The sequence below is a fragment of the Pseudomonas sp. RSB 5.4 genome (assembly GCF_037126175.1).
In the GTDB taxonomy this organism is placed as follows: domain Bacteria; phylum Pseudomonadota; class Gammaproteobacteria; order Pseudomonadales; family Pseudomonadaceae; genus Aquipseudomonas; species Aquipseudomonas fluorescens_H.
The window spans coordinates 281134-303500 of sequence record NZ_CP146986.1 but is presented as its reverse complement, the minus strand read 5'-3'; the positions used below and the strand labels follow the sequence as shown (position 1 = coordinate 303500).

The 22367-nt window shown below is 60.6% G+C and carries 22 protein-coding genes and 1 pseudogene; 19 read left to right on the top strand and 4 right to left on the bottom strand.

Going from position 1 to position 22367, the window contains the following annotated elements; genetic code table 11:
* Positions 1–33 precede the first annotated feature (33 nt).
* Complete coding sequence (locus V9L13_RS01370; protein WP_338801240.1) at positions 34–1152, top strand: efflux RND transporter periplasmic adaptor subunit; 1119 nt, start codon at positions 34–36, stop codon at positions 1150–1152.
* Positions 1145–2593, top strand: coding sequence for an efflux transporter outer membrane subunit (locus tag V9L13_RS01365; protein ID WP_338801239.1), 1449 nt, complete (start codon positions 1145–1147; stop codon positions 2591–2593). The genes V9L13_RS01370 and V9L13_RS01365 overlap by 8 nt, the downstream gene beginning before the upstream one ends.
* Positions 2594–2599: 6 nt before the next feature.
* Here the strand turns inward: V9L13_RS01365 and V9L13_RS01360 are convergent, their stop codons facing one another.
* Positions 2600–3766, bottom strand: a complete 1167-nt coding sequence (locus tag V9L13_RS01360; protein WP_338801238.1) for a PLP-dependent aminotransferase family protein — start codon at positions 3764–3766, stop codon at positions 2600–2602.
* Between the two features lie 82 nt (positions 3767–3848).
* Between V9L13_RS01360 and V9L13_RS01355 the strand changes: the two genes are divergently transcribed.
* The 3 genes from V9L13_RS01355 (at position 3849) to V9L13_RS01345 (ending at position 6680) form a co-directional block, all read left to right on the top strand.
* Positions 3849–4295: a MarR family transcriptional regulator gene (locus V9L13_RS01355; RefSeq protein ID WP_338801237.1), complete on the top strand. Its 447-nt coding sequence runs from the start codon at positions 3849–3851 to the stop codon at positions 4293–4295.
* 318 nt (positions 4296–4613) lie between these two features.
* Positions 4614–5963, top strand: coding sequence for an NCS2 family permease (locus V9L13_RS01350; RefSeq protein WP_201138326.1), 1350 nt, complete (start codon positions 4614–4616; stop codon positions 5961–5963).
* Between the two features lie 90 nt (positions 5964–6053).
* Complete coding sequence (locus V9L13_RS01345; protein WP_003223174.1) at positions 6054–6680, top strand: LysE family translocator; 627 nt, start codon at positions 6054–6056, stop codon at positions 6678–6680.
* Positions 6681–6873: 193 nt separating this feature from the next.
* On the opposite strand, the gene uraH is transcribed toward V9L13_RS01345, so the two are convergent.
* Positions 6874–7227: a hydroxyisourate hydrolase gene (gene uraH / locus V9L13_RS01340; RefSeq protein WP_338801236.1), complete on the bottom strand. Its 354-nt coding sequence runs from the start codon at positions 7225–7227 to the stop codon at positions 6874–6876.
* Between the two features lie 421 nt (positions 7228–7648).
* Between uraH and puuE the strand changes: the two genes are divergently transcribed.
* From puuE to V9L13_RS01295, 9 genes and pseudogenes are all read left to right on the top strand, one after another.
* The gene (gene puuE, locus V9L13_RS01335; RefSeq protein ID WP_003223169.1) at positions 7649–8575 is read left to right on the top strand and encodes an allantoinase PuuE; all 927 of its coding nucleotides are present in this window, start codon (positions 7649–7651) and stop codon (positions 8573–8575) included.
* The gene (gene uraD, locus V9L13_RS01330; RefSeq protein WP_003223167.1) at positions 8572–9087 is read left to right on the top strand and encodes a 2-oxo-4-hydroxy-4-carboxy-5-ureidoimidazoline decarboxylase; all 516 of its coding nucleotides are present in this window, start codon (positions 8572–8574) and stop codon (positions 9085–9087) included. Before puuE ends, uraD begins: the two co-directional genes overlap by 4 nt.
* Positions 9088–9175: 88 nt before the next feature.
* Positions 9176–10171, top strand: coding sequence for an allantoicase (gene alc, locus V9L13_RS01325; protein WP_003223166.1), 996 nt, complete (start codon positions 9176–9178; stop codon positions 10169–10171).
* A 150-nt stretch (positions 10172–10321) separates the two neighbouring features.
* On the top strand, positions 10322–10825 hold the full coding sequence (locus V9L13_RS01320) for an ureidoglycolate lyase (protein WP_103485993.1): 504 nt from the start codon (positions 10322–10324) through the stop codon (positions 10823–10825).
* 51 nt (positions 10826–10876) lie between these two features.
* On the top strand, positions 10877–12193 hold the full coding sequence (locus tag V9L13_RS01315; RefSeq protein ID WP_201138329.1) for a urate hydroxylase PuuD: 1317 nt from the start codon (positions 10877–10879) through the stop codon (positions 12191–12193).
* Between the two features lie 320 nt (positions 12194–12513).
* Positions 12514–13866 (top strand): nucleobase:cation symporter-2 family protein, encoded by a 1353-nt coding sequence (locus V9L13_RS01310; protein ID WP_338801235.1) that lies wholly within the window; start codon positions 12514–12516, stop codon positions 13864–13866.
* Positions 13851–13973: pseudogene (locus V9L13_RS01305) on the top strand (metal ABC transporter ATP-binding protein); the annotation flags it as partial. The gene V9L13_RS01310 and the pseudogene V9L13_RS01305, both read left to right, overlap by 16 nt.
* Positions 13974–14025: 52 nt before the next feature.
* A complete protein-coding gene (locus tag V9L13_RS01300; RefSeq protein ID WP_201138331.1) occupies positions 14026–14811 on the top strand; it encodes an outer membrane protein OmpK in 786 nt (261 codons plus the stop codon).
* A gap of 373 nt (positions 14812–15184) precedes the next feature.
* On the top strand, positions 15185–15970 hold the full coding sequence (locus tag V9L13_RS01295) for an outer membrane protein OmpK (RefSeq protein WP_003223156.1): 786 nt from the start codon (positions 15185–15187) through the stop codon (positions 15968–15970).
* 123 nt (positions 15971–16093) lie between these two features.
* Here V9L13_RS01295 and V9L13_RS01290 read toward each other — a convergent pair whose 3' ends face one another.
* On the bottom strand, positions 16094–17266 hold the full coding sequence (locus tag V9L13_RS01290; RefSeq protein ID WP_338801234.1) for a patatin-like phospholipase family protein: 1173 nt from the start codon (positions 17264–17266) through the stop codon (positions 16094–16096).
* Between the two features lie 35 nt (positions 17267–17301).
* Complete coding sequence (locus V9L13_RS01285; protein ID WP_338801233.1) at positions 17302–18237, bottom strand: lipid A biosynthesis lauroyl acyltransferase; 936 nt, start codon at positions 18235–18237, stop codon at positions 17302–17304.
* Positions 18238–18354: 117 nt separating this feature from the next.
* Here V9L13_RS01285 and minC point away from each other — a divergent pair, with 117 nt between their 5' ends.
* The 5 genes from minC (at position 18355) to V9L13_RS01260 (ending at position 22232) form a co-directional block, all read left to right on the top strand.
* A complete protein-coding gene (minC, locus tag V9L13_RS01280) occupies positions 18355–19092 on the top strand; it encodes a septum site-determining protein MinC (protein WP_045122352.1) in 738 nt (245 codons plus the stop codon).
* Positions 19093–19291: 199 nt separating this feature from the next.
* The gene (gene minD / locus V9L13_RS01275; protein ID WP_201239369.1) at positions 19292–20104 is read left to right on the top strand and encodes a septum site-determining protein MinD; all 813 of its coding nucleotides are present in this window, start codon (positions 19292–19294) and stop codon (positions 20102–20104) included.
* Positions 20104–20358, top strand: coding sequence for a cell division topological specificity factor MinE (gene minE, locus V9L13_RS01270; protein WP_003223146.1), 255 nt, complete (start codon positions 20104–20106; stop codon positions 20356–20358). Before minD ends, minE begins: the two co-directional genes overlap by 1 nt.
* Before the next feature lie 91 nt (positions 20359–20449).
* Positions 20450–21085 carry an RluA family pseudouridine synthase gene (locus tag V9L13_RS01265; protein WP_003223144.1) on the top strand — a complete coding sequence of 212 codons (636 nt, stop codon included), beginning with the start codon at positions 20450–20452 and terminating at the stop codon, positions 21083–21085.
* Positions 21086–21134: 49 nt separating this feature from the next.
* On the top strand, positions 21135–22232 hold the full coding sequence (locus V9L13_RS01260; protein ID WP_338801232.1) for a hypothetical protein: 1098 nt from the start codon (positions 21135–21137) through the stop codon (positions 22230–22232).
* The last annotated feature ends 135 nt before the right edge of the window (positions 22233–22367 follow it).

Here is a 22367-nt window from a genome sequence, read left to right as displayed (position 1 = left end):
CAGCGGCGCAAGCACAGTCTGTGGCGCATCGCATTGACCGGGCTGGTGCTGGTGTTGATCGTCATCGCGTGCATCATCTGGCGCGTCAGCGAATCGCGCACGCTCAAGGACTGGACCGACAAACAGGCCGTGGCCAACGTGGTGCTGATCTCACCGAGCATCGCCCCGCAAGGTCCGGTGCTGAATCTGCCGGGACGGCTGGAGGCGTACTCCCGCGCCTCGATTTTCGCCCGCGTCAGCGGGTATTTGAAGTCATGGAAATTCGACATCGGCGCGCCGGTCAAGGCCGGGCAATTGCTCGCCGAAATCGATGCCCCGGAGCTCGATCAACAACTGCTGCAAGCCCGCGCCGACCTCGCCACCGCCCAGGCCAACGAGTCGCTGGCGGCGACTACGGCGAAGCGCTGGCAGGCGATGCTGGCCTCCGATTCGGTGTCGCGCCAGGACGTTGATCAACGCAACGGCGACCTCAGCGCCAAGCAGGCGCAGGTACTGGCGGCAAAAGCCAACGTCGACCGATTGGTGGCAACCAAAGGCTTTCAGCGTCTGGTAGCGCCGTTCGATGGCGTGGTGACCGCGCGCGAAACCGATGTCGGCGCACTGATCAACGCTGGCAGCGGCAGCAACGGTCCCGAGCTGTTTGTGGTGTCCGATGTCAGCCGCTTGCGGGTTTATGTGCAGGTACCACAGAATTTTTCGCCACTGGTCCGTGCGGGGACCAGCGCCAATCTGACCGTGCCGGAATATCAGAAGGAGCAGTTTCCGGCCAAGGTCATCGCCACCGCCGACTCGGTGAATGCCACCTCCGGCACGACACTGGTTCAGTTGCTGGTGGATAACCCCGGCGGACGCCTGATCCCGGGCGGCTTCACCAATGTCGAGTTCAAGTTGCCGGTGCAGGTCAACGCCTTGCGGCTGCCGGCCAGTGCGCTGCGCTACGACGAACACGGCTTGCGCGTGGCGACGCTGGATGCAAATGACAAGGTGCGCTTCAAGACCATCACCATTGCCCGCGAGTTGGGAGATTCAGTGGAGATCGGCTCCGGCCTGCTGGCCAGTGACCGAGTGATCGATACCCCGCCGGACGGCCTCGCCGACGATGACAGCGTGCAGATCGTGCAGCCCGACAAGGGAGGCAAAAACAATGGCTGAGCGCTCGGCGTTGTGCACCGCCGCGTGGGTGTTGGGCGCGGCGCTGGAGCTCAATGCCTGTTCGCTGGCACCCACCTACCACGTGCCGCCGACGCCGGTTGCCGCGCCGTTTCACACGGTCGCACCGTGGACCACGGCGCAGCCTTCCGACCAGTTGAACCGCGATGGTTGGTGGCGGATGTACAACGACCCGCAGCTCGACGCGCTGCAACAGCAATTGCTGCACAACAATCCCGACCTGAGCGCCGCGCTGGCGCATTACGCCCAGGCGCAGGCGTTCGTCAAACAGGTCGAGGCCGGGCTGTTTCCGAGCATCACCGGCAATGCCCAGCCGCAGCGCATTCGCCAGTCGGACAACAAGCCGCTGCGCAATGGCGGCCCGGATGAGTACAACTCGGTGACGCTCGGGGCCGAGATCGATTACGAGGTGGATTTGTGGGGCCGGGTGCGCGACACGGTCACCGCCGGCAAGGACGAAGCGCAGGCGCAGAAGGCTGACCTGGCCTCGGCGCGCCTGAGCCTGCAGACGCAACTGGCCGACACCTACATCCGCCTGCGCGGACTGGATCAGCAAACCCGCCTGCTGAAGGAAACCGGTGCGGCGTTCGAGAAAGCCCTGAACCTGACGCAGGGCCTGCATGACGGCGGCATCGTCTCCGGACTGGACGTGGCCCGTGCCCGCACGCAATTGTCATCGACCAAATCGCAGCTGACGCAAAACCAGGCGCAACGGGCCTTGCTGGAACATGCGATCGCCGCGTTGGTCGGCGCATCGGCCTCGGACTTCAGCATCGCCGAGAGCACTCATCCGGTGACCCTGCCGGTAGTGCCGGTCGGGTTGCCGTCAACCTTGTTGCAGCGCCGCCCCGACATCGCCGCCGCCGAGCGCCGCACCGCTGAAGCCAACGCGAAAATCGGCGTGGCCAAGGCCGCGTTCTATCCCAGCCTGACCCTGAGCGCGCAGGCCGGTTTTCAAAGTGCCGAGTACGCCAAACTGCTTTCCGCACCCAATCTTTTCTGGGTCATCGGCCCTTCGCTGTTGGGCACTATTTTCGATGGCGGCGCACATCAGGCTGAACTGGATGCAGCACGGGCCGCCACCGACGAAGCCGGCGCGCACTATCGCAGCGTGGTACTGGCGGCGTTCGCCCAAGTGGAAGACAACCTGTCGCTGGTGTCCGGCCTGGGCTCGGCACTGAAGGATCAGCGCGACGCGGCGGACGCGGCGCAGCAGTCGGAGAACCTTGCGCTGGACCAGTATCGTCAAGGGGCGGTGGGTTATCTGGATGTGGTGTCGGCGCAGACCACCGCCCTGCAGGCGCAGAGCAGTGTGCTGGATTTGCAGACTCGCCAGCTCAGCGCCAATGTCGGCTTGATCAAGGCGCTGGGTGGCGGCTGGTCGAACGAAGAGTTGGCGAGCATCGCCGCGCAGAAAGAGTGATCGCTCTTACGCCGCTAACGCTGCCTGGGCTTGGCGCACCACCGCCGCCAGTCGCTTGAGCCCTTCATTGAGACGCGCCGGATCGATGTGGCTGAAGTTCAGGCGCAGATGCCCGTGATGGTTGTCCGGATCCGCAAAGAACGGCTCACCGGGCATGAACGCCACGTCGTTGGCCAGCGCGGCGTTGAGCAGCGTTCGCGTATCCAGCGGTTGCCTTAGCGTCAGCCAGAAAAACAGCCCGCCCTGCGGCATGTTCCAGTGCGCCAGATCAGAGAAATGCGTTTCCAGCGCAGACTGGAACGCATCCCGGCGCTGTCGGTAAAAGCCGCGCAACTCGCTCAGGTGCTGCTGATATTTTCCACTGCCGATCCACTGAAGCGCCTGCCACTGGCCGATGCGGTTGGTGTGCAGATCCGCCGATTGCTTGAGCTTGAGCAAATGCGGGAACAGGTCCGGACTGGCGATCAGGTAGCCGACGCGCAGGCCCGGCAGCAGGGTTTTCGATACGGTGCCGGTGTAGATCCAGCTGGCTTTCTGCAGGCGCCCAGCAATCGGTTTGGCGCTGCCGCCGTCGAACGTCAGTTCGCGGTACGGCTCGTCTTCGATCAGGGTCACGCCGAATTCATCCAGCAACGCGGCGACGGCAGCGCGCTTGGCTTCGCTGTAGCGCACGGCGGAGGGGTTCTGGAACGTCGGGATCAGGTAGATGAACGCCGGGCGATGTTGCTCAAGTCGACTGCGCAGTTGAGCGAGATTGGGGCCATCGGATTCTTGCGGCACGGTCAGGCATTCGGCGCCGAACAGCTGGAAGATCTGTAGCGCGGCCAGGTAGGTCGGCGCCTCCAGAAGAATTTCGGTGCCCTTGTCGATGTACAACTTGGCCGCCAGATCGAGGGTCTGCTGGGAACCGCTGACCACCAGCACCTGACTCGCCTCGCACGCCAGGCCCAGCGCCCTCGCCTCCGCTGCCAGTGCTTCACGCAGCGCCGGCTCGCCCTCGCTCATGCCGTACTGACCAAGCGCCAGCGGCATCTCGGCCCATTCGACTTTCGGCAGCATGGCTTCGGCGGGCAGGCCACCGGCGAACGACATCACCTCCGGGCGCTGGGCGGCGGCGAGGATTTCACGGATCAGAGAACTTTTAAGGCGCGAGACACGTTCGGAAAAAGCCATGGGAGTCACCGGTAGCGAGGCTGTAGGAATTTGAGTCAAACTGCTTGACCGAAACTACGACAGCTTGAGCGAGTACGTCAACATGCTTGACCTTAAAAGCCCCGCCAGCCAGCAACAGGCGATGGAAGCGTTTTTCTTCGGCTATCAGGCGTTCACCGCCAAGGCCGATGAAATGCTCGAGCGCCGCGGTCTGTCCCGGGTGCATCAGCGGATTGTATTTTTCATCGCGCGTTATCCGAATTTGAGTGTGAAGGAGTTGCTGGGATTGCTCGGCGTAAGCAAACAGGCGCTGAACATGCCGTTGCGCCAACTGCAGGAAATGCACCTGGTGGACAGCGTGGCGGCGGCGGCGGACAAGCGTAGGCGTCTGCTGGAATTGACCGTGGAAGGTGCAAAGTTCGAGCAGGCGTTGCGCCGTGAACAAGTGAAGTTGCTCGAGCGGGTGTTTGCCGAGGCTGGGGAGGCGGCGGTGAATGGCTGGCTGGCGGTGAATATGGCGCTTGGGAACACTCAGTCACCTCTCGATTGACTGGGCTGGCCTCTTCGGGAGCAAGCCCCCTCCCACAGGGTTCTGCTGGTTACCCATGATTCGGGTCCACTGGAGATCCACTGTGGGAGGGGGCTTGCTCCCGAAGGGGCCAGAACAAACGATATATCCCTATCGCCTGACCTTTCGTAAACAAAACCAAAAACAATATTTGCTTTATTTGTACACAAAAGCATAATCCACTGCGTGCGAGTTCCTGACCGCATGGTCAACAAATTCGCGTATGCCTCAAAGGGCTGCTGCCACCCCTCATGGGTCCGGCCCTGGAAATAACAATAAAACTCTTGAGGAGTACTCGCTGTGGAAAGCCGCAAATCCGAAGCATCGACGCTGGAACTCTCGCCGCCTTTACGCACAGGCGTGCTGGAGCGCATCTTCAAACTCAGCTTGCATGGCACCACGGTGAAGACCGAGCTGATTGCCGGTCTGACAACCTTCATCACCATGGCCTACATCATCTTCGTCAACCCGAACATCATGGCCGATGCCGGGATCGATCACGGTGCAGCCTTCGTCGCCACCTGCATCGCCGCCGCGCTCGGCTGCCTGCTGATGGGTCTGTACGCCAACTGGCCGGTGGGCCTTGCGCCGGGCATGGGCCTCAACGCCTTCTTCACCTACACCGTGGTCGGCACCATGGGCTACAACTGGGAGACCGCGCTTGGTGCGGTGTTCGTTTCCGGCGTACTGTTCATGATCCTGACCTTCTCGCGGATTCGCGAATGGCTGCTCAACAGCATCCCGGTCAGCCTGCGCTTTGCGATGGGCGCCGGTGTCGGTCTGTTCCTCGGGCTGATCGGCCTGAAGACCGCCGGCATCGTCGTCGACAGCCCGGCCACCCTGATCAAGCTCGGCTCCCTGCGCGAGCCCGGCCCGCTGCTCGCCGCGATCTGCTTCCTGATGATCGCGATCCTCAGCTACCACAAAGTCTTTGGCGCGATCCTCATCAGCATCATCACCGTGACCCTGGCCGGTTGGGGCCTGGGTATCGTGCACTACTCGGGCATCATGTCGACCCCGCCGAGCCTGGCGCCTACGTTCATGGCCATGAACATCGCTGGAGTGTTCAACGTCAGCATGATCAGCGTGGTCCTGGCCTTCCTCTTCGTACACATGTTCGACACCGCCGGCACCCTGATGGGTGTCGCCCAGCGCGCCAATCTGGTCAACGCTGACGGGCGTATCGAAAACCTTTCCCGAGCGATGAAAGCCGACAGCGCCTCCAGCGTCTTCGGCGCGGTGGTCGGCGTTCCGCCCGTCACCAGCTATGTGGAAAGTGCCGCTGGCGTAGCGGCTGGTGGTCGGACTGGTCTTACCGCAGTCACCGTGGGTGTGCTATTTATAGCCGCGATGTTTTTCGCGCCACTGGCCGGCATGATTCCGGCTTACGCCACCGCCGGTGCGCTGATTTACGTAGCGATGCTGATGATGGGCGGCATGGCGCACATCGAATGGGATGAGGCCACTGACGCCATCCCGGCGATTGTCACCGCGATCATGATGCCGCTGACCTTCTCGGTCGCCGATGGCATTGCGCTGGGCTTCATCACCTACGTGGCGCTGAAGGCCGGCACCGGCAAGCACAAGGAAATTTCCGTCAGCCTGTGGGTGCTCTGCGCGATCTTCATCGCCAAGTTCATCTTCTTGTAAGCGTCACGCGGTTCAAGCGTCAAAACAGCCTCACCCTCGCGGGTGGGGCTTTTGCACATTCTTGAGTACAACAAAAAAAGGAGGAAAGTGATGAGTCTGGAAACCTGGTTGCTGTTCAGCGGCGCTGCATTGGTGGTGATCCTGATTCCGGGGCCGCTGTCGTTGTTGATGATCAGCAACAGTCTGAACTACGGCTTGCGCCGCTCTTACCCGGCATTTCTCGGCGGCGTGATCGCCTCGATCTGCCTGCTCAGTGCCTCGGCGCTGGGGCTCGGCGCCCTGCTGCTGGCGTCGGAACAACTGTTCAGCGCCTTGAAGATCGTCGGCGCGCTATACCTGTTCTATCTCGCCTGGCAGAGCTGGCAGCAATCGCGTCAGCCAGCGGTCGGTGCCGAAGTGCCACAAGCCGCACCAGTGCCACGCTTTCGCACACTGTTCGGGCGCGCCTTTGTCCTGGGCGCGAGCAATCCGAAAGACATTCTGTTCTTCGCCGCGTTTCTGCCGCAGTTCCTCAGCGCACAACAGCCGTTCCTGCCGCAGTTGCTGATCATGATTGCGACGTGGGTGGTGCTGGATCTGTGCTGCAAACTGGCTTACGGGCTGGGGGCGCATGGTGCGGCGCGGTATCTGCGTAGCGGCAAGGGACAGAGCTGGTTCAATCGGGTGAGTGCCGGGTTGTTCAGTGGTGCCGGGGCTGCTTCTCTGTTGAGCCGCTAACAACCAAAGCTTCGCGAGCAAGCCCGCTCCCACATTTGGAATGCATTCCCTTGTGGGAGCGGGCTTGCTCGCGAAGGCGTCAGAACAGGGGACACTTTCCTCCAGGCGAAAAAAAAGCCCGCAGTGTGAGCGGGCGAAAGACCAAAGAAGCTATATGCGCAGTCGCTTCCCGGTGGGGGCAGCTGCTTGGGGGTCAGCTGCCCCGATAGGTGGAATAGCTGTAAGGCGAGATCAGCAGTGGTACGTGGTAATGATCCTGCTCGGCGGAGATGCCGAAACGCAGCACCACCACGTCGAGGAACGCCGGCTCCGGCAGTTGCACGCCACGGGCGCGGTAGTAATCGCCGGCGAGGAACTGCACCTGATAGACCCCGGTGCGGTAGTCATCGCCTTGCAGCAGCGGCGCATCGACCCGGCCATCGCTGTTGGTTATCGCACTGGCGACCAATTCCAGGTGCGAACCTTCAACGCGGTACAGCTCGACCTTGATCGAGCTGCCCGGGCAACCGTGTGCAGCGTCCAAAACGTGTGTTGTCAAACGTCCCATTGATTCTGCGCGCCTGGCCGCAAAGAGCAGTCAGACTTCGCGCCTCCCGAAGTCAGGTAAAAAGGAGACCGCACCGATTCGGAGCACGAAAAGTTGCGGCGAGCGACTGATTAAGACACTTTTCAAAAAAATTGTACACAATAAAAACGACATTTTTCGCATCACCCCCGCCATTCGGGCGTTTACCGCGGATCTGCGCCTAAAGCGCCTGGCTATTGAACCTCACAGCCATTAGCTGACTGATCAGGCAGGTTTCTTGCAGGTTTACGCCATTAGCAGCAAAAGATGACAGTCGGTGAAAAATGCGAAAATTCAGGCTTACAAATTGAGAATAAAGTTGTATACAATCAGCCCATCGCTGTGACGCCAGCCTGTGCATGCCGTTACACAAACCTGTCAACGAACAAGAAGGAAGACTGCAGTGAGCGCTGACTACCCACGCGACCTGATCGGTTACGGCAGTAACCCTCCTCACCCACACTGGCCGGGCAACGCGCGCATCGCCCTGTCGTTCGTGCTCAATTACGAAGAAGGCGGCGAACGCAACATCCTGCACGGCGACAAAGAATCTGAAGCCTTCCTCTCGGAAATGGTCGCTGCCCAGCCGCTGCAAGGCGCGCGCAACATGAGCATGGAATCGCTTTACGAGTATGGCAGCCGCGCCGGCGTCTGGCGGATCCTGAAACTGTTCAAGGAATTCGACATTCCACTGACCATCTTCGCCGTGGCCATGGCCGCCCAGCGCCACCCGGACGTGATCCGCGCGATGGTCGAAGCCGGTCACGAGATCTGCAGCCACGGCTACCGCTGGATCGACTACCAGTACATGGATGAAGCGCAGGAGCGCGAGCACATGCTCGAAGCGATCCGCATCCTCACCGAACTCACTGGCGAGCGCCCACTGGGCTGGTACACCGGCCGCACTGGCCCGAACACCCGTCGTCTGGTGATGGAAGAAGGTGGTTTCCTCTACGACTGCGACACCTACGACGACGACCTGCCCTACTGGGAACCGAACAACCCGACCGGCAAGCCGCACCTGGTGATCCCGTACACCCTCGACACCAACGACATGCGCTTCACGCAAGTTCAGGGTTTCAACAAGGGCGACGACTTCTTCGAATACCTCAAAGACGCATTCGACGTGCTCTACGCCGAGGGCGCCGAAGCGCCGAAGATGCTTTCGATCGGTCTGCACTGCCGCCTGATCGGCCGTCCGGCGCGTCTGGCCTCGCTCAAGCGCTTCATCGAATACGCTAAAAGTCATGAACAGGTGTGGTTCAGCCGTCGCGTCGACATCGCACGCCACTGGCACGCAACCCACCCGTACCAAGGGGCCGCCAAATGAGCCGCTTTCAAACCCTGCAACCGTCGACCCTGAGCCGCGACGCCTTCGTCAAAGCCTTCGCCGACATCTACGAACATTCGCCATGGGTGGCCGAGAAGGCCTACGACCTGGGCGCGGATGCTTCGATCGACGAGATCGAAACCCTGCACCAGCGCATGAGCGACATCCTGTTGAGCGCCGATCACACCAGTCAACTGGCACTGATCAACGCTCACCCGGACCTGGCCGGCAAAGCTGCCGTCCAGGGCCAACTGACCGAAGCCAGCACCAATGAACAGGCGGGCGCCGGTATTCACCAATGCACGGCCGAAGAGTTCCAGCGCTTCACCGAGCTGAACGACGCCTACAAAGCCAAGTTCAAGTTTCCCTTCATCATGGCGGTAAAAGGCAGCAACCGGCATCAGATCCTCGCGGCGTTCGAAACGCGCATTCACAACTCGGTCGACACCGAATTCAAATGCGCGCTGGCGGAGATCAACAAGATCGCCCTGTTCCGTTTACTGACTCTCTAGCGAAGCCTGGCCCGAGTGCATCAAACGCGGAGAGCACCCAGGGCCTTGCAAGCATCCCCAGCCAACTTATTAAAGGCAGACAAGAAGAATGAAAGCTTACGCCGTACCTTTCGAGAAGTTCGTCAACCTGGCCGATGCCCGTCTGGGCACCAAAATCATCTCGGTCACCGATGACTGGTTCGCAGACGCCAATCGTCTGTTTCAGCCGACCCCGGCCGTGTGGAAGGAGGGTGTGTTCGACGACAACGGCAAGTGGATGGACGGCTGGGAATCGCGTCGCAAGCGCTTTGAAGGCTACGACAGCGCGGTGATCCGTCTGGGCGTACCGGGCTCGATCAAAGGCGTGGACATCGACACCTCATTCTTCACCGGCAACTTCCCGCCATCGGCCTCGCTGGAAGCGTGCTTCCTGGCCTCGGGCGAGCCGGACGAAAACACCCAGTGGACTGAAGTGCTGTCGGCCGTCGAGCTGCAAGGCAACAGCCACCACTACCACGAAATCAGCAACGACCAAGCGTTCAGCCACCTGCGCTTCAACATCTACCCGGACGGCGGTGTCGCCCGTCTGCGCGTGTACGGCATTCCGTTCCGCGACTGGTCCGCTGTTGGCGATAACGAGCAAGTCGACCTGGCCGCAGCCCTTAACGGTGGCCGCGCCCTCGCCTGCTCCGACGAACACTTCGGCCGCATGAGCAACATCCTCAACCCGGGCCGTGGCATCAACATGGGCGACGGCTGGGAAACCGCACGTCGTCGTACCCCGGGCAATGACTGGGTGATCGTCGCGCTGGGCCACCCGGGCGAGATCGAAAAAATCATCGTCGACACCCTGCACTTCAAGGGCAACTACCCGGACACCTGCTCGATCCAGGGCGCGTTCGTCAAGGGCGGCACCGACAGCCAGATCGAAACCCAGTCGCTGTTCTGGCGTGAACTGCTGCCGAGCCAGAAGCTGGAAATGCACGCCGAACACACCTTCGTCGAGCAGATCAAGGCACTGGGCCCGATCACCCACATCCGTCTGAACGTGTTCCCGGACGGTGGTGTGAGCCGCCTGCGCGTTTTGGGCAAGGTCGCGAAGTAATGCTGAGTCTGTAGGAGCTGCCGCAGGCTGCGATCTTTTGATCTTGATCTTAAAAGCCAAATCAAAAGATCGCAGGCTTCGCCAGCTCCTACAGGGATCGCGCAAGACGCACTGACAAGTTGAACAACACAGAATTCGGAAAAGAACAGCATGCGCACACTAACGATTGAACCGCTGACCAAAGAAGCCTTCGCCCCCTTCGGTGACGTGATCGAAACCGACGGCAGCAACCACTTCATGATCAACAACGGTTCGACCATGCGCTTCCACAAACTGGCGACGGTCGAAACCGCTACGCCTGAGGACAACGCGATCATCAGCATCTTCCGCGCCGACGCGCAGGACATGCCGCTGACCGTGAGCATGCTGGAACGCCATCCGCTGGGCAGCCAGGCTTTCATTCCGCTGCTCGGCAACCCCTTTCTGATCGTGGTCGCGCCACTTGGCGATGAACCTGTATCAGGCTTGGTCCGCGCCTTCGTCACCAACGGCAGGCAGGGCATCAATTACCATCGCGGCGTCTGGCACCACCCGGTGCTGACGATCGAAAAGCGGGATGACTTCCTGGTGGTTGATCGCAGTGGCACAGGCAATAACTGCGATGAGCATTTTTTCAAAGAGGATGAGCGTTTGATCCTCGCCCCCCACCAATAAGAGAAGGTCTGATCACCCGACAACAAGGGTGACAGGCGAGAGGTAAAGACTGTGGAAGCACATCTGTTGGAATGGCTGAACCTGAGCGTGCGCTGGGTTCACATGATCACTGGCGTGGCCTGGATCGGCGCGTCGTTCTACTTCGTCTGGCTGGAGAACAACCTCAACCGCGTCAACCCGAAAACCGGCCTGGCCGGTGATCTGTGGGCAATCCACGGCGGCGGTATCTATCACCTGGAAAAATACAAACTGGCCCCACCGTCAATGCCGGAGAACCTGCACTGGTTCAAATGGGAAGCCTACTTCACCTGGATGTCGGGGATCGCGCTGCTGTGCGTGGTGTTCTACTCCAACCCCGTGCTCTACCTCGTGGCACCCGGCAGCGGCCTGACCGGCCCTGAAGGCGTGGCCATCGGCATCGGTTCGCTGATCGCCGGCTGGTTCGTCTACGACTTCCTCTGCGATTCGCCACTGGGCAAAAAACCCGCCCTGCTCGGCTTCATCCTGTTCGTGCTGATCATCGGCGCGGCGTATGGCTTCAGCAAAGTGTTCAGCGGTCGTGGTGCGTACCTGCACGTCGGCGCGATCATCGGCACCATCATGGTCGGTAACGTGTTCCGCATCATCATGCCGGCGCAACGTGCACTGGTCGCGGCGATCGCCGAGAACCGCACACCGGACCCGGCGCTGCCAGCCAAGGGCCTGCTGCGTTCGCGTCACAACAACTACTTCACCCTGCCGGTGCTGTTCATCATGATCAGCAACCACTTCCCGAGCACTTACGGCAGCCAGTACAACTGGTTGATCCTGGCCGGGATTGCGGTGTTGGCGGTGTTGGTGCGTCACTACTTCAACACCCGTCACGACAGCCACAAGTTTGCCTGGACCCTGCCGGTGGCAGCGGTGGGCATGATCACCCTGGCGTACGTCACCGGCCCTGCGCCGATGCCGACCGCACCGGACGTGGCCAAGGCACCCGCGAAAATCGAGTACCAGCCACTGCCGGAAACGGCACTGGGCGGTGGCGCGAAACCGGCTGAAGCGGCGGCACCTGCAGCGCCAGCAGCAGCCCCTGCTGCGGCACCGGCGCAAGCGTCCAACGCCGGTCCGGCCTTCGACAAGGTGCACAACGTGATCCAGGAACGCTGCGCGGTCTGCCATTCGGCCAAACCGACCAGCCCGTTGTTCAGCGCAGCACCTGCCGGTGTGATGTTCGACACCCCCGAGCAGATCCGCCAGAACGCGGCGCGGATCCAGGCGCAAGCCATCACCACGCAGATCATGCCACTGGGCAACATCACTCAGATGACCCAGCAGGAACGTGACCTGATCGGTGCATGGATCGCGCAGGGAGCCCAGACCAACTGAGCCAGACAAAAGCCTGTGTAAAAGCAGGCTTTTGGGGTGAAGGGATTTACCTGTGCTTGAGGATCTACCTGTGGTGAGGGGATTTACTTGTGGCGAGGGGATTCATCCCCGATGGGCTACGAAGTAGCCCCAAAAACCCGCAATCGTTATACATCAGGCAGATGGCATTTACAGGCTTTGCGACGGCTGCGCCGCCGATCGGGGATAAATCCCCTCGCCACAAAATGCCTCCAGCCAAGCATATGAATGATGCAAAAGGACAGCTGTGAGCCACCCGGCAGCTGTTCAATCACAAGAATAAAAAAGATCCGAGGTGTTGCATGTCCGAGCTGTCCAAAGCGCGCATCCCCGACGCACCCGCCATTCAGCGTTTGCCCCTTTTGCAACTGATCCTGGTCGGTTTGCAACATGTTCTGCTGATGTACGGCGGTGCCATCGCGGTGCCGTTGATCATCGGACAGGCCGCTGGCCTGAGTCGTGAAGAAATCGCCTTCCTGATCAACGCCGACCTGCTGGTCGCCGGTATCGCCACCATCGTCCAGTCGCTGGGTATCGGCCCGATGGGCATCCGCATGCCGGTGATGATGGGCGCCAGTTTCGCCGCCGTCGGCAGCATGGTCGCCATGGCCGGCATGCCCGGTATCGGTCTGCAAGGGATCTTCGGTGCAACCATCGCCGCCGGGTTCTTCGGCATGCTCATCGCGCCGTTCATGTCCAAGGTCGTGCGTTTCTTCCCGCCGCTGGTGACCGGCACGGTCATCACCTCGATCGGTCTGTCGCTGTTCCCCGTGGCTGTGAACTGGGCCGGTGGCGGCGCCGCCGCTGCGCAATTCGGCTCGCCGATTTACCTGGCCATCGCCGCCCTGGTGCTGGCAACCATTCTGTTGATCCACCGCTTCATGCGCGGGTTCTGGGTCAATATTTCCGTGCTGATCGGCATGTGTTTCGGCTACGTACTTTGCGGCGCGCTCGGCATGGTCGACCTGAGCGGCATGGCCAGCGCGCCATGGCTTCAGTTCGTCACCCCGCTGCACTTCGGCATGCCGAAATTCGAACTCGCGCCGATCCTGTCGATGTGCCTGGTGGTGGTGATCATCTTCGTCGAGTCCACCGGCATGTTCTTGGCGCTGGGCAAGATCACCGGCCAGGAAGTCTGCCCGCGCATGCTGCGTCGCGGCTTGATGTGTGACGCGGCTGCATCGTTCTTTGCCGGGTTCTTCAACACCTTCACCCACTCCTCGTTCGCGCAGAACATCGGCCTGGTGCAGATGACCGGCGTGCGCTGCCGCTCGGTGACCATCGTCGCCGGTGGTCTGCTGATCGTGCTGAGCCTGCTGCCGAAAGCGGCGTTCCTGGTGGCGTCGATTCCACCGGCGGTGCTTGGCGGTGCAGCGATTGCGATGTTCGGCATGGTGGCGGCTACCGGGATCAAGATCCTTCAGGAAGCCGACATCGGTGACCGTCGCAACCAGTTGCTGGTGGCGGTGAGCATCGGCATGGGCCTGATACCGGTGGTGCGTCCGGAGTTCTTCGCGCACCTGCCGATGTGGATGAGCCCGATTACCCACAGCGGCATCGCCATGGCCACGCTCAGCGCGCTGACCCTGAACCTGCTGTTCAACATCCTCGGCGGCGCCGAACGCGCAGCGATCAACGACTGCCATGCGCATTAACAGCATTACCGATTACCCCTGTGGGAGCGAGCTTGCTCGCGAAGAGGCCATGTCAGTCAACATCACTGTTGAATGACACACCGCTTTCGCGAGCAAGCTCGCTCCCACATGGACTATGCAACACCCTGCCTCAACAATAAAAACAAGAGGGAGCAACAGATGATTCGCACGCAAACCAACGTTCTGTTGAGTGGCGGCCTGCTGGCCGCGAGTCAGGCCATGGCCGGCGATTTACTGCTGTGGCAGACCAACAGCTTGAGCTACCTGTACGGCAAGAACTTCGCGATCAACCCGTCGATCCAGCAGACGGTGACGTTCGAGCACGCTGACAAGTGGAAGTACGGCGACAACTTCCTGTTCGTCGACAAGATCTTCTACAACGGCCAGGACGACCGCAACAAAGGCCCGCACACCTACTACGGCGAATTCACTCCGCGCTTCTCGTTCGGCAAGATCTTCGACCAGAAGCTCGAGTTCGGCCCGATCAAGGACGTGCTGCTGGCGATGACCTACGAGTACGGCGAAGGCGACAGCGAGGCCTACCTGATCGGCCCCGGCTTCGACCTCAAGGTGCCCGGCTTCAACTACGTGACCCTGAACATCTTCCGCCGCCACACCGAAGGCCCGCGCCCCGGAGACGGTGTGTGGCAGGTCACCCCGGGCTGGTCGTACAGCGTTCCCGTAGGCAATTCCGATCTGCTGATCGACGGCTATCTGGACTGGGTCGTCGACAACGACCAGAACTCGCGCGGCACCTACCACGCCAACCTGCACATCAATCCGCAGATCAAATACGACCTGGGCAAAGCCCTGGGCTGGAGCCACAAGCAGCTGTACGTCGGCACCGAATATAGCTACTGGAAGAACAAATACGGAGTCGAAAGCAGTCACAACCTCGACACCAACCAAAACACCGCCAGCCTGCTGGTGAAGGTGCACTTCTGAGATGGCCCGCAACCGTGCCCCATACCTGTCGTCGGTGCTCTGTTGCGGGGCACTTGAGAGCTGGCCGAGGAGTCAGTATTCTCCGCGGCCTCTTGAATTCGGTCTAAAAAAAAGCCCGGATTTAATTCCTGACCGAAGAGCCAACTTATCCCGGCCCCGGTCAGTACCGAGGCATCCCGAAAACACGCTCAATCGACTGTTTTTCAGCAGCCGAACGGGCGTTTTTTTGCTTTCTGAAAGCCTTGGCCCAGCTCTTGCTATCACCAGCGAAGCTGACCGATCGGATGACTTTTGCAGCAACGAAAAAAGGCGCCACACCAGAGCGCCGATCTTAAAAAAATAAACGTGGAACACCTACTTTGGGAGCAACCGAATGAAACGTATGTGCACCAGCCTGATGCTCGCGGGATCGATGTTGGCCGGGGGTCAGGCCATGGCCGATGGCCTGCTGCAATGGCAGAACAACAGCCTGACCTACCTCTACGGCAAAGACTTCAAGGTCAACCCGGCGATCCAGCAGACCGTCACTTTCGAGCACGCCGACGCCTGGAAGTACGGGGATAACTTCCTGTTCGTCGACAAGATCTTCTACAACGGCAAGGACGACGCCAACGTCGGCCCGAACACCACTTATGGTGAGTTCCAGCCACGCATCTCGCTGGGCAAGGTGCTGGACCAGAAGATCGAATTCGGCCCGATCAAGGACGTGCTGCTGGCGATGACTTACGAGTTCGGTGAAGGCGACGTCGAGTCGTACCTGATCGGTCCTGGCTTCGATCTGGCGATCCCGGGTTTCGACTATTTCCAGTTGAACTTCTACCAGCGCCACACCGACAGCTCGCGTCCGGGTGACAACGTCTGGCAGATCACTCCGGTCTGGTCCTACACCATTCCGGTCGGCAGCTCGAACGTGCTGATCGACGGCTACATGGACTGGGTGGTCGACAACGACGTCAACAACAAGGGCGAGTATCACGCCAACCTGCACTTCAACCCGCAGGTCAAATACGACCTGGGCAAGGCCCTGCATTTTGGCGAGAAGCAGCTGTACGTCGGTGTTGAGTACGACTACTGGAAAGACAAATACGGGATCGAAGACTCCCGTGGCTTTACCACCAATCAGAACGTGACCAGCTTCCTGGTGAAGTTCCACTTCTGATCCTGGTATCAGTGGCGTCTGCAAGGACGCCTTCGCGAGCAAGCCCGCTCCCACACTGGTTTTGTGACCGACACAGAACCCATGTGGGAGCGGGCTTGCTCGCGAATGGCCGCACCGCAAATCTCAGGCCGGCACCACCGCTTCGCTGATCCCCAGAAATCGGCACAACTCTGCACGCTTGGCCAACGCATCGCGCCGTCCCAGGTCGATCAGCTCGCTGCAATACCCCGCCTCGAACAGCAGATAGCTCAACACCCCTGCCCCACTGGTCTTGGTCGCACCCGGGCCGCGCAGGAACAGGCGCAACGCCGCCGGCAACTCCTGGCGATGCCGCGCCGCGATTTCATCGATCGGCTGACTCGGCGCAATCACCAGCACCTCCACCGGCGCCACGCCCAACTCACGAGTCGGTACGCCCTCGGGCATCAGGTGACTGAACTGGTTCAGACGCTGCAGCAACTCGATGTCGCTCTCCAGGCTGTCGATGAACGTGCTGTTGAGCAGGTGCCCGCCGATCTGCGCCAGGGTGGGCTGCTGACCGGTGTAGGAGCGCTCCAGCGGTTGCTGAGGATCGAAACCGCGCGGGTTGCCGCTGACGCCCACCACCAGCACCCGGCTCGCGCCCAGGTGCAGCGCCGGACTGATCGGTGCCGATTGCCGCACTGCGCCGTCACCGAAATATTCCTCACCGATTTTTACCGGGGCAAACAGCAACGGGATCGCCGAACTGGCCAGCAAGTGCTCCACCGACAGCTGCGTCGGCACACCGATACGGCGATGCCGCAACCATGCATCGATCTTGCCGCCGCCCTGATAGAACGTGACCGCTTGCCCCGACTCATAACCGAACGCGGTCACCGCCACCGCATGCAACTGCTCGCAGGCAATGGATTCGGCAATGCCGGACATGTGCAGTTTTTCGTTGAGTAAATCGCGTAAGGGCGAGCTGTTGAGCAGCGCCACCGGCAGGTGCCGACCCATGCCCAGCAAGCTGTGGCTGACGAAGCGGCTGGCCTGGCGGATCACCCCCGGCCAGTCGCTGCGCAGCACCCGGTGGCTGCGAAAGCCCTGCCAGAACAGCGTCAGGCGTTCGATGGCCGCGCGAAAATCGGTGGCGCCACTGGCCAGGCTGACCGCATTGATCGCCCCGGCCGAGGTGCCGACGATCACCGGAAACGGATTGTCCGCACCCAATGGCAGCAATTCGGCTATCGCCGCCAGCACCCCCACCTGATACGCCGCCCGAGCCCCGCCGCCGGAAAGAATCAAACCTGTGACCGGTTCAGCTGGGCTCATCGCAACGCTCCATGGTGCTTGAAAGGGTAAGTGAATCAGCCGCGCCGTTTGGGGTAAAGCTTCGGCTCACCCGGTGGACGGCTCTTGAACCGGCGATGCGCCCACAAGTATTGCTCAGGGCAGGCGCGCAATGCACTTTCCACCCATTGGTTGATGCGGATGCAGTCGGCCTCCTCGGTTTCGCCCGGGAAGTCCTCCAGCGGCGGATGGATCACCAGTTTGTAACCGCTGCCGTCGGCCAGACGTTGCTGAGTGAACGGCACCACCAGCGCCTTGCCCAGCCGGGCGAACTTGGTGGTGGCGGTCACCGTTGCAGCCTGAATGCCGAACAACGGCACGAAGATGCTTTGCTTGGCGCCGTAGTCCTGATCCGGTGCGTACCAGATCGCCCGGCCCGAACGCAGCAGCTTGAGCATGCCGCGCACATCGTCACGCTCCACCGCCAGCGAATCGAGGTTGTGCCGCTCGCGGCCACGACGCTGGACGAAGTCGAATAACGGGTTCTTGTGCTCGCGGTACATGCCGTCGATGGTGTGTTGCTGACCGAGCAGCGCCGCACCGATTTCCAGGGTGGTGAAGTGCGCGGCCATGAGGATCACGCCTTTGCCTTCACGCTGGGCCTGTTGCAGATGCTCCAGCCCTTCGACGTGGGCCAGCTTCGCCAGACGCTCGCGCGACCACCACCAGCTCATCGCCATTTCAAAAAACGCAATGCCGGTGGAGGCGAAGTTTTCCTTGAGCAGGCGTTTGCGCTCGGCGGCGGATTTTTCCGGGAAGCACAGTTCAAGATTGCGCTTGGCGATGCGCCGCCGGTCGCCGGCCACGCGATACATCAATGCGCCCAGAATACGACCGATCGTCAGTAAAACCGCATACGGCAACTGCACGACCAGCCACAACAGCCCCAGACCGCACCAGAGCGGCCAGAAGCGGGGAGAAAGAAAGGCTCTTCGAAAACGCGGGCGATCCATTAAAGCTTCCGTAAATTCAGTGGCCGCGCATTCTACATTGTTCGACCCGGCTTGCGGCTCGCGGGCGTTCTCGTTATAAGTCTCGGCACTTTTAGTGACAAGCCGTTGTATGCCGATATGAGCCAAAACGAATCGCCAGATCAAGATCCTGTGTTCCAGTTGAAGGGCAGCATGCTGGCCATTACGGTGCTGGAGTTGTCCCGTAACGACCTCGACAGCCTCGATCGGCAACTGGCCGCCAAAGTCGCCCAGGCCCCGAACTTCTTCAGCAATGCCCCGCTGGTCCTGGCGCTGGACAAACTGCCGCCGGGCGAAGGCGCGGTCGATCTGCCCGGTCTGATGCGCGTGTGCCGCCAGCATGGCCTGCGTACCCTGGCGATCCGCGCCAGTCGTATCGAAGACATCGCCGCCGCCATCGCCATCGACATCCCGGTGCTGCCGCCGTCCGGCGCCCGGGAACGACCGCTGGAAGCCCCGGAACCGGAAGTCAAAAAGAAGCCGGAAAAGCCGCCGGAGCCGACCGTCAAACCGACCCGTGTGATCACCACGCCAGTACGTGGTGGCCAACAGATATACGCCCAGGGTGGCGATTTGGTCGTGGTTTCCTCGGTCAGTCCGGGGGCGGAACTTCTTGCCGATGGCAACATCCATGTATACGGCCCGATGCGCGGTCGTGCACTGGCTGGTGTCAAGGGCGACACCAAGGCGCGGATTTTCTGTCAGCAATTGAGCGCTGAACTGATCTCCATCGCCGGGCATTACAAGGTTTCCGAAGATTTGCGCCGCGATCCACTGTGGGGCTCCGGTGTACAGGTCAGCCTGTCGGCCGACGTGTTGAACATCATTCGGCTTTAACGGATACTGCCGCATTTTCCAAGCATCTCTAAAACGTAGCGAAAACGGCTCAAACGAAGTAGGAAAAAGGATCAAGGAGCGTTTGCCCCCGGCAAGTGCGACTTGCGCCGAACTCCAGCCAAGGCTGTCCGACTGCAGTAGTTTTCAAGAGATGTTTTTCAGGGGCTAAAAAGTCCTTCTTCCTTAGGGGTGAAACACCTTGGCCAAGATTCTCGTGGTTACATCCGGCAAGGGTGGTGTGGGTAAGACCACCACCAGCGCCGCTATCGGTACCGGCCTCGCTCTGCGCGGCCACAAAACAGTGATCGTCGACTTCGACGTGGGCTTGCGTAACCTCGACCTGATCATGGGTTGCGAGCGTCGCGTGGTGTACGACTTCGTCAACGTGGTCAACGGCGAAGCCAACCTGCAGCAGGCCCTGATCAAAGACAAGCGCCTGGAAAACCTCTACGTGCTGGCCGCCAGCCAGACCCGCGACAAAGACGCGCTGACCGTCGAAGGCGTGGAAAAAGTCCTGATGCAGTTGAAGGAAGACTTCGACTTCGTGGTCTGCGACTCCCCGGCGGGCATCGAGAAAGGTGCGCACCTGGCCATGTACTTCGCCGACGAAGCGATCATCGTGACCAACCCGGAAGTGTCCTCGGTACGTGACTCCGACCGCATGCTGGGCCTGTTGGCCAGCAAATCGCGTCGCGCCGAAAACGGCGAAGAGCCGATCAAGGAACACCTCCTGCTGACCCGTTACAATCCGCAGCGCGTCAGCGATGGCGAGATGCTGGGCGTCGAAGACGTGAAGGAAATTCTGGCCGTGACCCTGCTGGGCGTCATCCCTGAGTCGCAAGCGGTCCTGAAAGCTTCCAACTCGGGCGTCCCGGTGATTCTCGACGACCAGAGCGATGCCGGTCAGGCGTACAGCGATGCCGTTGATCGTCTGCTGGGCAAAGAAAAAGAACATCGTTTCCTCGATGTTACGAAGAAGGGATTCTTCGAGCGCCTGTTTGGAGGTAGGTAATGAACCTTTTTGACTTCTTTCGTGCCAACAAAAAGCCAAGTACCGCCTCGGTAGCGAAAGAGCGTCTACAGATCATCGTGGCGCATGAGCGCGGCCAGCGCAGCACGCCGGATTACTTGCCAGCCTTGCAGAAGGAACTGGTCGATGTGATCCGCAAGTACGTCAACATCGGTAACGACGACGTACATGTTGCACTGGAAAGCCAGGGCAGTTGCTCGATTCTGGAACTCAACATCACCCTGCCAGATCGCTGAGTCGATCCGGCAGGAACGGCGGCGGCTCAGGGCCATTCCCCTTGCGGAATGGCCCTGAGTCGCCGTTGGCATTTGTTACGAGGCTGTTTTAATGCCGCTGTCCAACATCCGCATCATTCATCAGGACGCCGCCGTACTGGTGGTCGACAAACCAACCTTACTGCTCTCGGTGCCCGGTCGCGCCGACGACAACAAGGATTGCCTGATCACTCGCTTGCAGGAAAACGGCTACCCGGAAGCGCGCATCGTCCATCGCCTGGACTGGGAAACCTCCGGCATCATCCTGCTGGCCCGAGACCCCGATACCCATCGCGAACTGTCACGCCAGTTTCACGATCGTGAAACCGAAAAGGCCTACACCGCCCTCGCCTGGGGTCAGCCGGAACTGGACAGCGGCAGCATCGATCTGCCGCTGCGCTACGACCCGCCGACCAAACCGCGACACGTGGTCGACCACGAATTCGGCAAACACGCACTGACCTTCTGGCGCGTGCTGGAACGTTGTGGCGATTGGTGCCGCGTGGAACTGACGCCGATTACCGGTCGCTCGCACCAGTTGCGCGTACACATGCTGTCCATCGGTCACCCGCTGCTGGGCGACGGCCTCTACGCCCACGAACAGGCCCTGGCGGCGTGGCCTCGCCTGTGTCTGCACGCGAGCATGCTGAGCTTCACCCACCCGCAAACCGGCGAGCGTCTGCGTTTCGAATGCCCCGCACCGTTTTAAGTACTGCCTGAGCGGCAATACTGTAGTTAAGACAAGGATTTAGTTTCGGATGAGTTGTATTGATTCCATGGCGACCCCCCCCAAGAAAGTTCGCCATCAACTGCTTTACCTGGTTTACGGCAATCAGGATGTATACCGGCGCGAAGCCAAGCTCAGCATCCTGACCGCGCTGTCCCAAGCCAAAAACGGCGACCGCCCGGCCATCAGGATTCTCACCGATCGCCCCGAGGACTACGCCGGCTGGCCGGTCGACACGGTGTTGCTGGACGAAGCGACCCAGACCCGCTGGCAAGGCACTCATGGCTATCACCACCGACGCAAGGCCTGCGCCATCGCCGCCGGTATGCAGTGGGCGGAAAAGACCCTGTTCGTCGACACCGACACCCTGTTCACCCGTCACCCGAGCCAACTGTTCAAATTCATCGAGCCGAACCGCTCGGTGATGGATCGCTTCGAGTACAACTGGAAAGATGTGCACCAGCGCAGCGACTATCAGAAACTCGGACGCGATCTGCGCATGCACGGTGTGACGCCGGATAACGGTTTCAAGCTCTACAACAGCGGTTTGTGCGGCGTGACCGACAGTGATTCTGCTCTGTTCGAGGAATCGATCCGCCTGATCGATGAATGGACAATCGGCGGCTTCGAAATTCACACCATCGAACAGATCGCCCTGTCGTATGCCATGCGCAAGCGTCAGGTGGTGGAGGCGCGCAAACACGTCTACCACTACTTCGCGGAAAAGCGTTTCTTCCATGCGATGCAGACGTACTTCTTCTCCCAGCACGGCGAGCAGTTCAGTCAGCGCCTGGTGGATCTGTGCAGCGATGTGCCACGGGTCAAACCGTTCCCCTCGGCCTGGCGCCGATTGAAAATCAAATGGAAGCTGCGCCACCAGAAAGGTGCCCTGCGCAAGGTCGGTCGTGATCTGCTGTACGGCAGCGCCGCGCCGGAAGATCCGTACTACAGCGCTTGCCGACACGAATGGTGGGAATGCGCCTCGCGGGAAATTCTGCGTTGGGACGAGAGCCAGCAGAAAAAGCTGCTGAGCCAGAACCGCTGGCCACAACAGCTGCCGCGTCCGGATAAACCGGAAGATGAAAAAGTCATCATGAACTATTTGAAAAAACGCGTAGCCGCCCGCTGATCCACATCACTCCCTGTGAGAGCGGGCTTGCTCGCGAAAGCGGTGTGTCATCCAAAAAATCTGCATCTGACCCACCGCTTTCGCGAGCAAGCCCGCTCCCACCCCGATCCTGTCCGGATTCAATTCCCTGGCCGA

What these genes read in the sequence shown, in the direction of transcription:
- V9L13_RS01365 (WP_338801239.1), top strand. Translation starts at nt 1,145, where the DNA reads ATGGCTGAGCGCTCGGCGTTGTGCACCGCCGCGTGGGTGTTGGGCGCG.
- V9L13_RS01360 (WP_338801238.1), bottom strand. Translation starts at nt 3,766, where the DNA reads ATGGCTTTTTCCGAACGTGTCTCGCGCCTTAAAAGTTCTCTGATCCGT.
- V9L13_RS01355 (WP_338801237.1), top strand. Translation starts at nt 3,849, where the DNA reads ATGCTTGACCTTAAAAGCCCCGCCAGCCAGCAACAGGCGATGGAAGCG.
- V9L13_RS01345 (WP_003223174.1), top strand. Translation starts at nt 6,054, where the DNA reads ATGAGTCTGGAAACCTGGTTGCTGTTCAGCGGCGCTGCATTGGTGGTG.
- uraH (WP_338801236.1), bottom strand. Translation starts at nt 7,227, where the DNA reads ATGGGACGTTTGACAACACACGTTTTGGACGCTGCACACGGTTGCCCG.
- uraD (WP_003223167.1), top strand. Translation starts at nt 8,572, where the DNA reads ATGAGCCGCTTTCAAACCCTGCAACCGTCGACCCTGAGCCGCGACGCC.
- alc (WP_003223166.1), top strand. Translation starts at nt 9,176, where the DNA reads ATGAAAGCTTACGCCGTACCTTTCGAGAAGTTCGTCAACCTGGCCGAT.
- V9L13_RS01320 (WP_103485993.1), top strand. Translation starts at nt 10,322, where the DNA reads ATGCGCACACTAACGATTGAACCGCTGACCAAAGAAGCCTTCGCCCCC.
- V9L13_RS01310 (WP_338801235.1), top strand. Translation starts at nt 12,514, where the DNA reads ATGTCCGAGCTGTCCAAAGCGCGCATCCCCGACGCACCCGCCATTCAG.
- V9L13_RS01300 (WP_201138331.1), top strand. Translation starts at nt 14,026, where the DNA reads ATGATTCGCACGCAAACCAACGTTCTGTTGAGTGGCGGCCTGCTGGCC.
- V9L13_RS01295 (WP_003223156.1), top strand. Translation starts at nt 15,185, where the DNA reads ATGAAACGTATGTGCACCAGCCTGATGCTCGCGGGATCGATGTTGGCC.
- V9L13_RS01290 (WP_338801234.1), bottom strand. Translation starts at nt 17,266, where the DNA reads ATGAGCCCAGCTGAACCGGTCACAGGTTTGATTCTTTCCGGCGGCGGG.
- V9L13_RS01285 (WP_338801233.1), bottom strand. Translation starts at nt 18,237, where the DNA reads ATGGATCGCCCGCGTTTTCGAAGAGCCTTTCTTTCTCCCCGCTTCTGG.
- minC (WP_045122352.1), top strand. Translation starts at nt 18,355, where the DNA reads ATGAGCCAAAACGAATCGCCAGATCAAGATCCTGTGTTCCAGTTGAAG.
- minE (WP_003223146.1), top strand. Translation starts at nt 20,104, where the DNA reads ATGAACCTTTTTGACTTCTTTCGTGCCAACAAAAAGCCAAGTACCGCC.
- V9L13_RS01265 (WP_003223144.1), top strand. Translation starts at nt 20,450, where the DNA reads ATGCCGCTGTCCAACATCCGCATCATTCATCAGGACGCCGCCGTACTG.
- V9L13_RS01260 (WP_338801232.1), top strand. Translation starts at nt 21,135, where the DNA reads ATGAGTTGTATTGATTCCATGGCGACCCCCCCCAAGAAAGTTCGCCAT.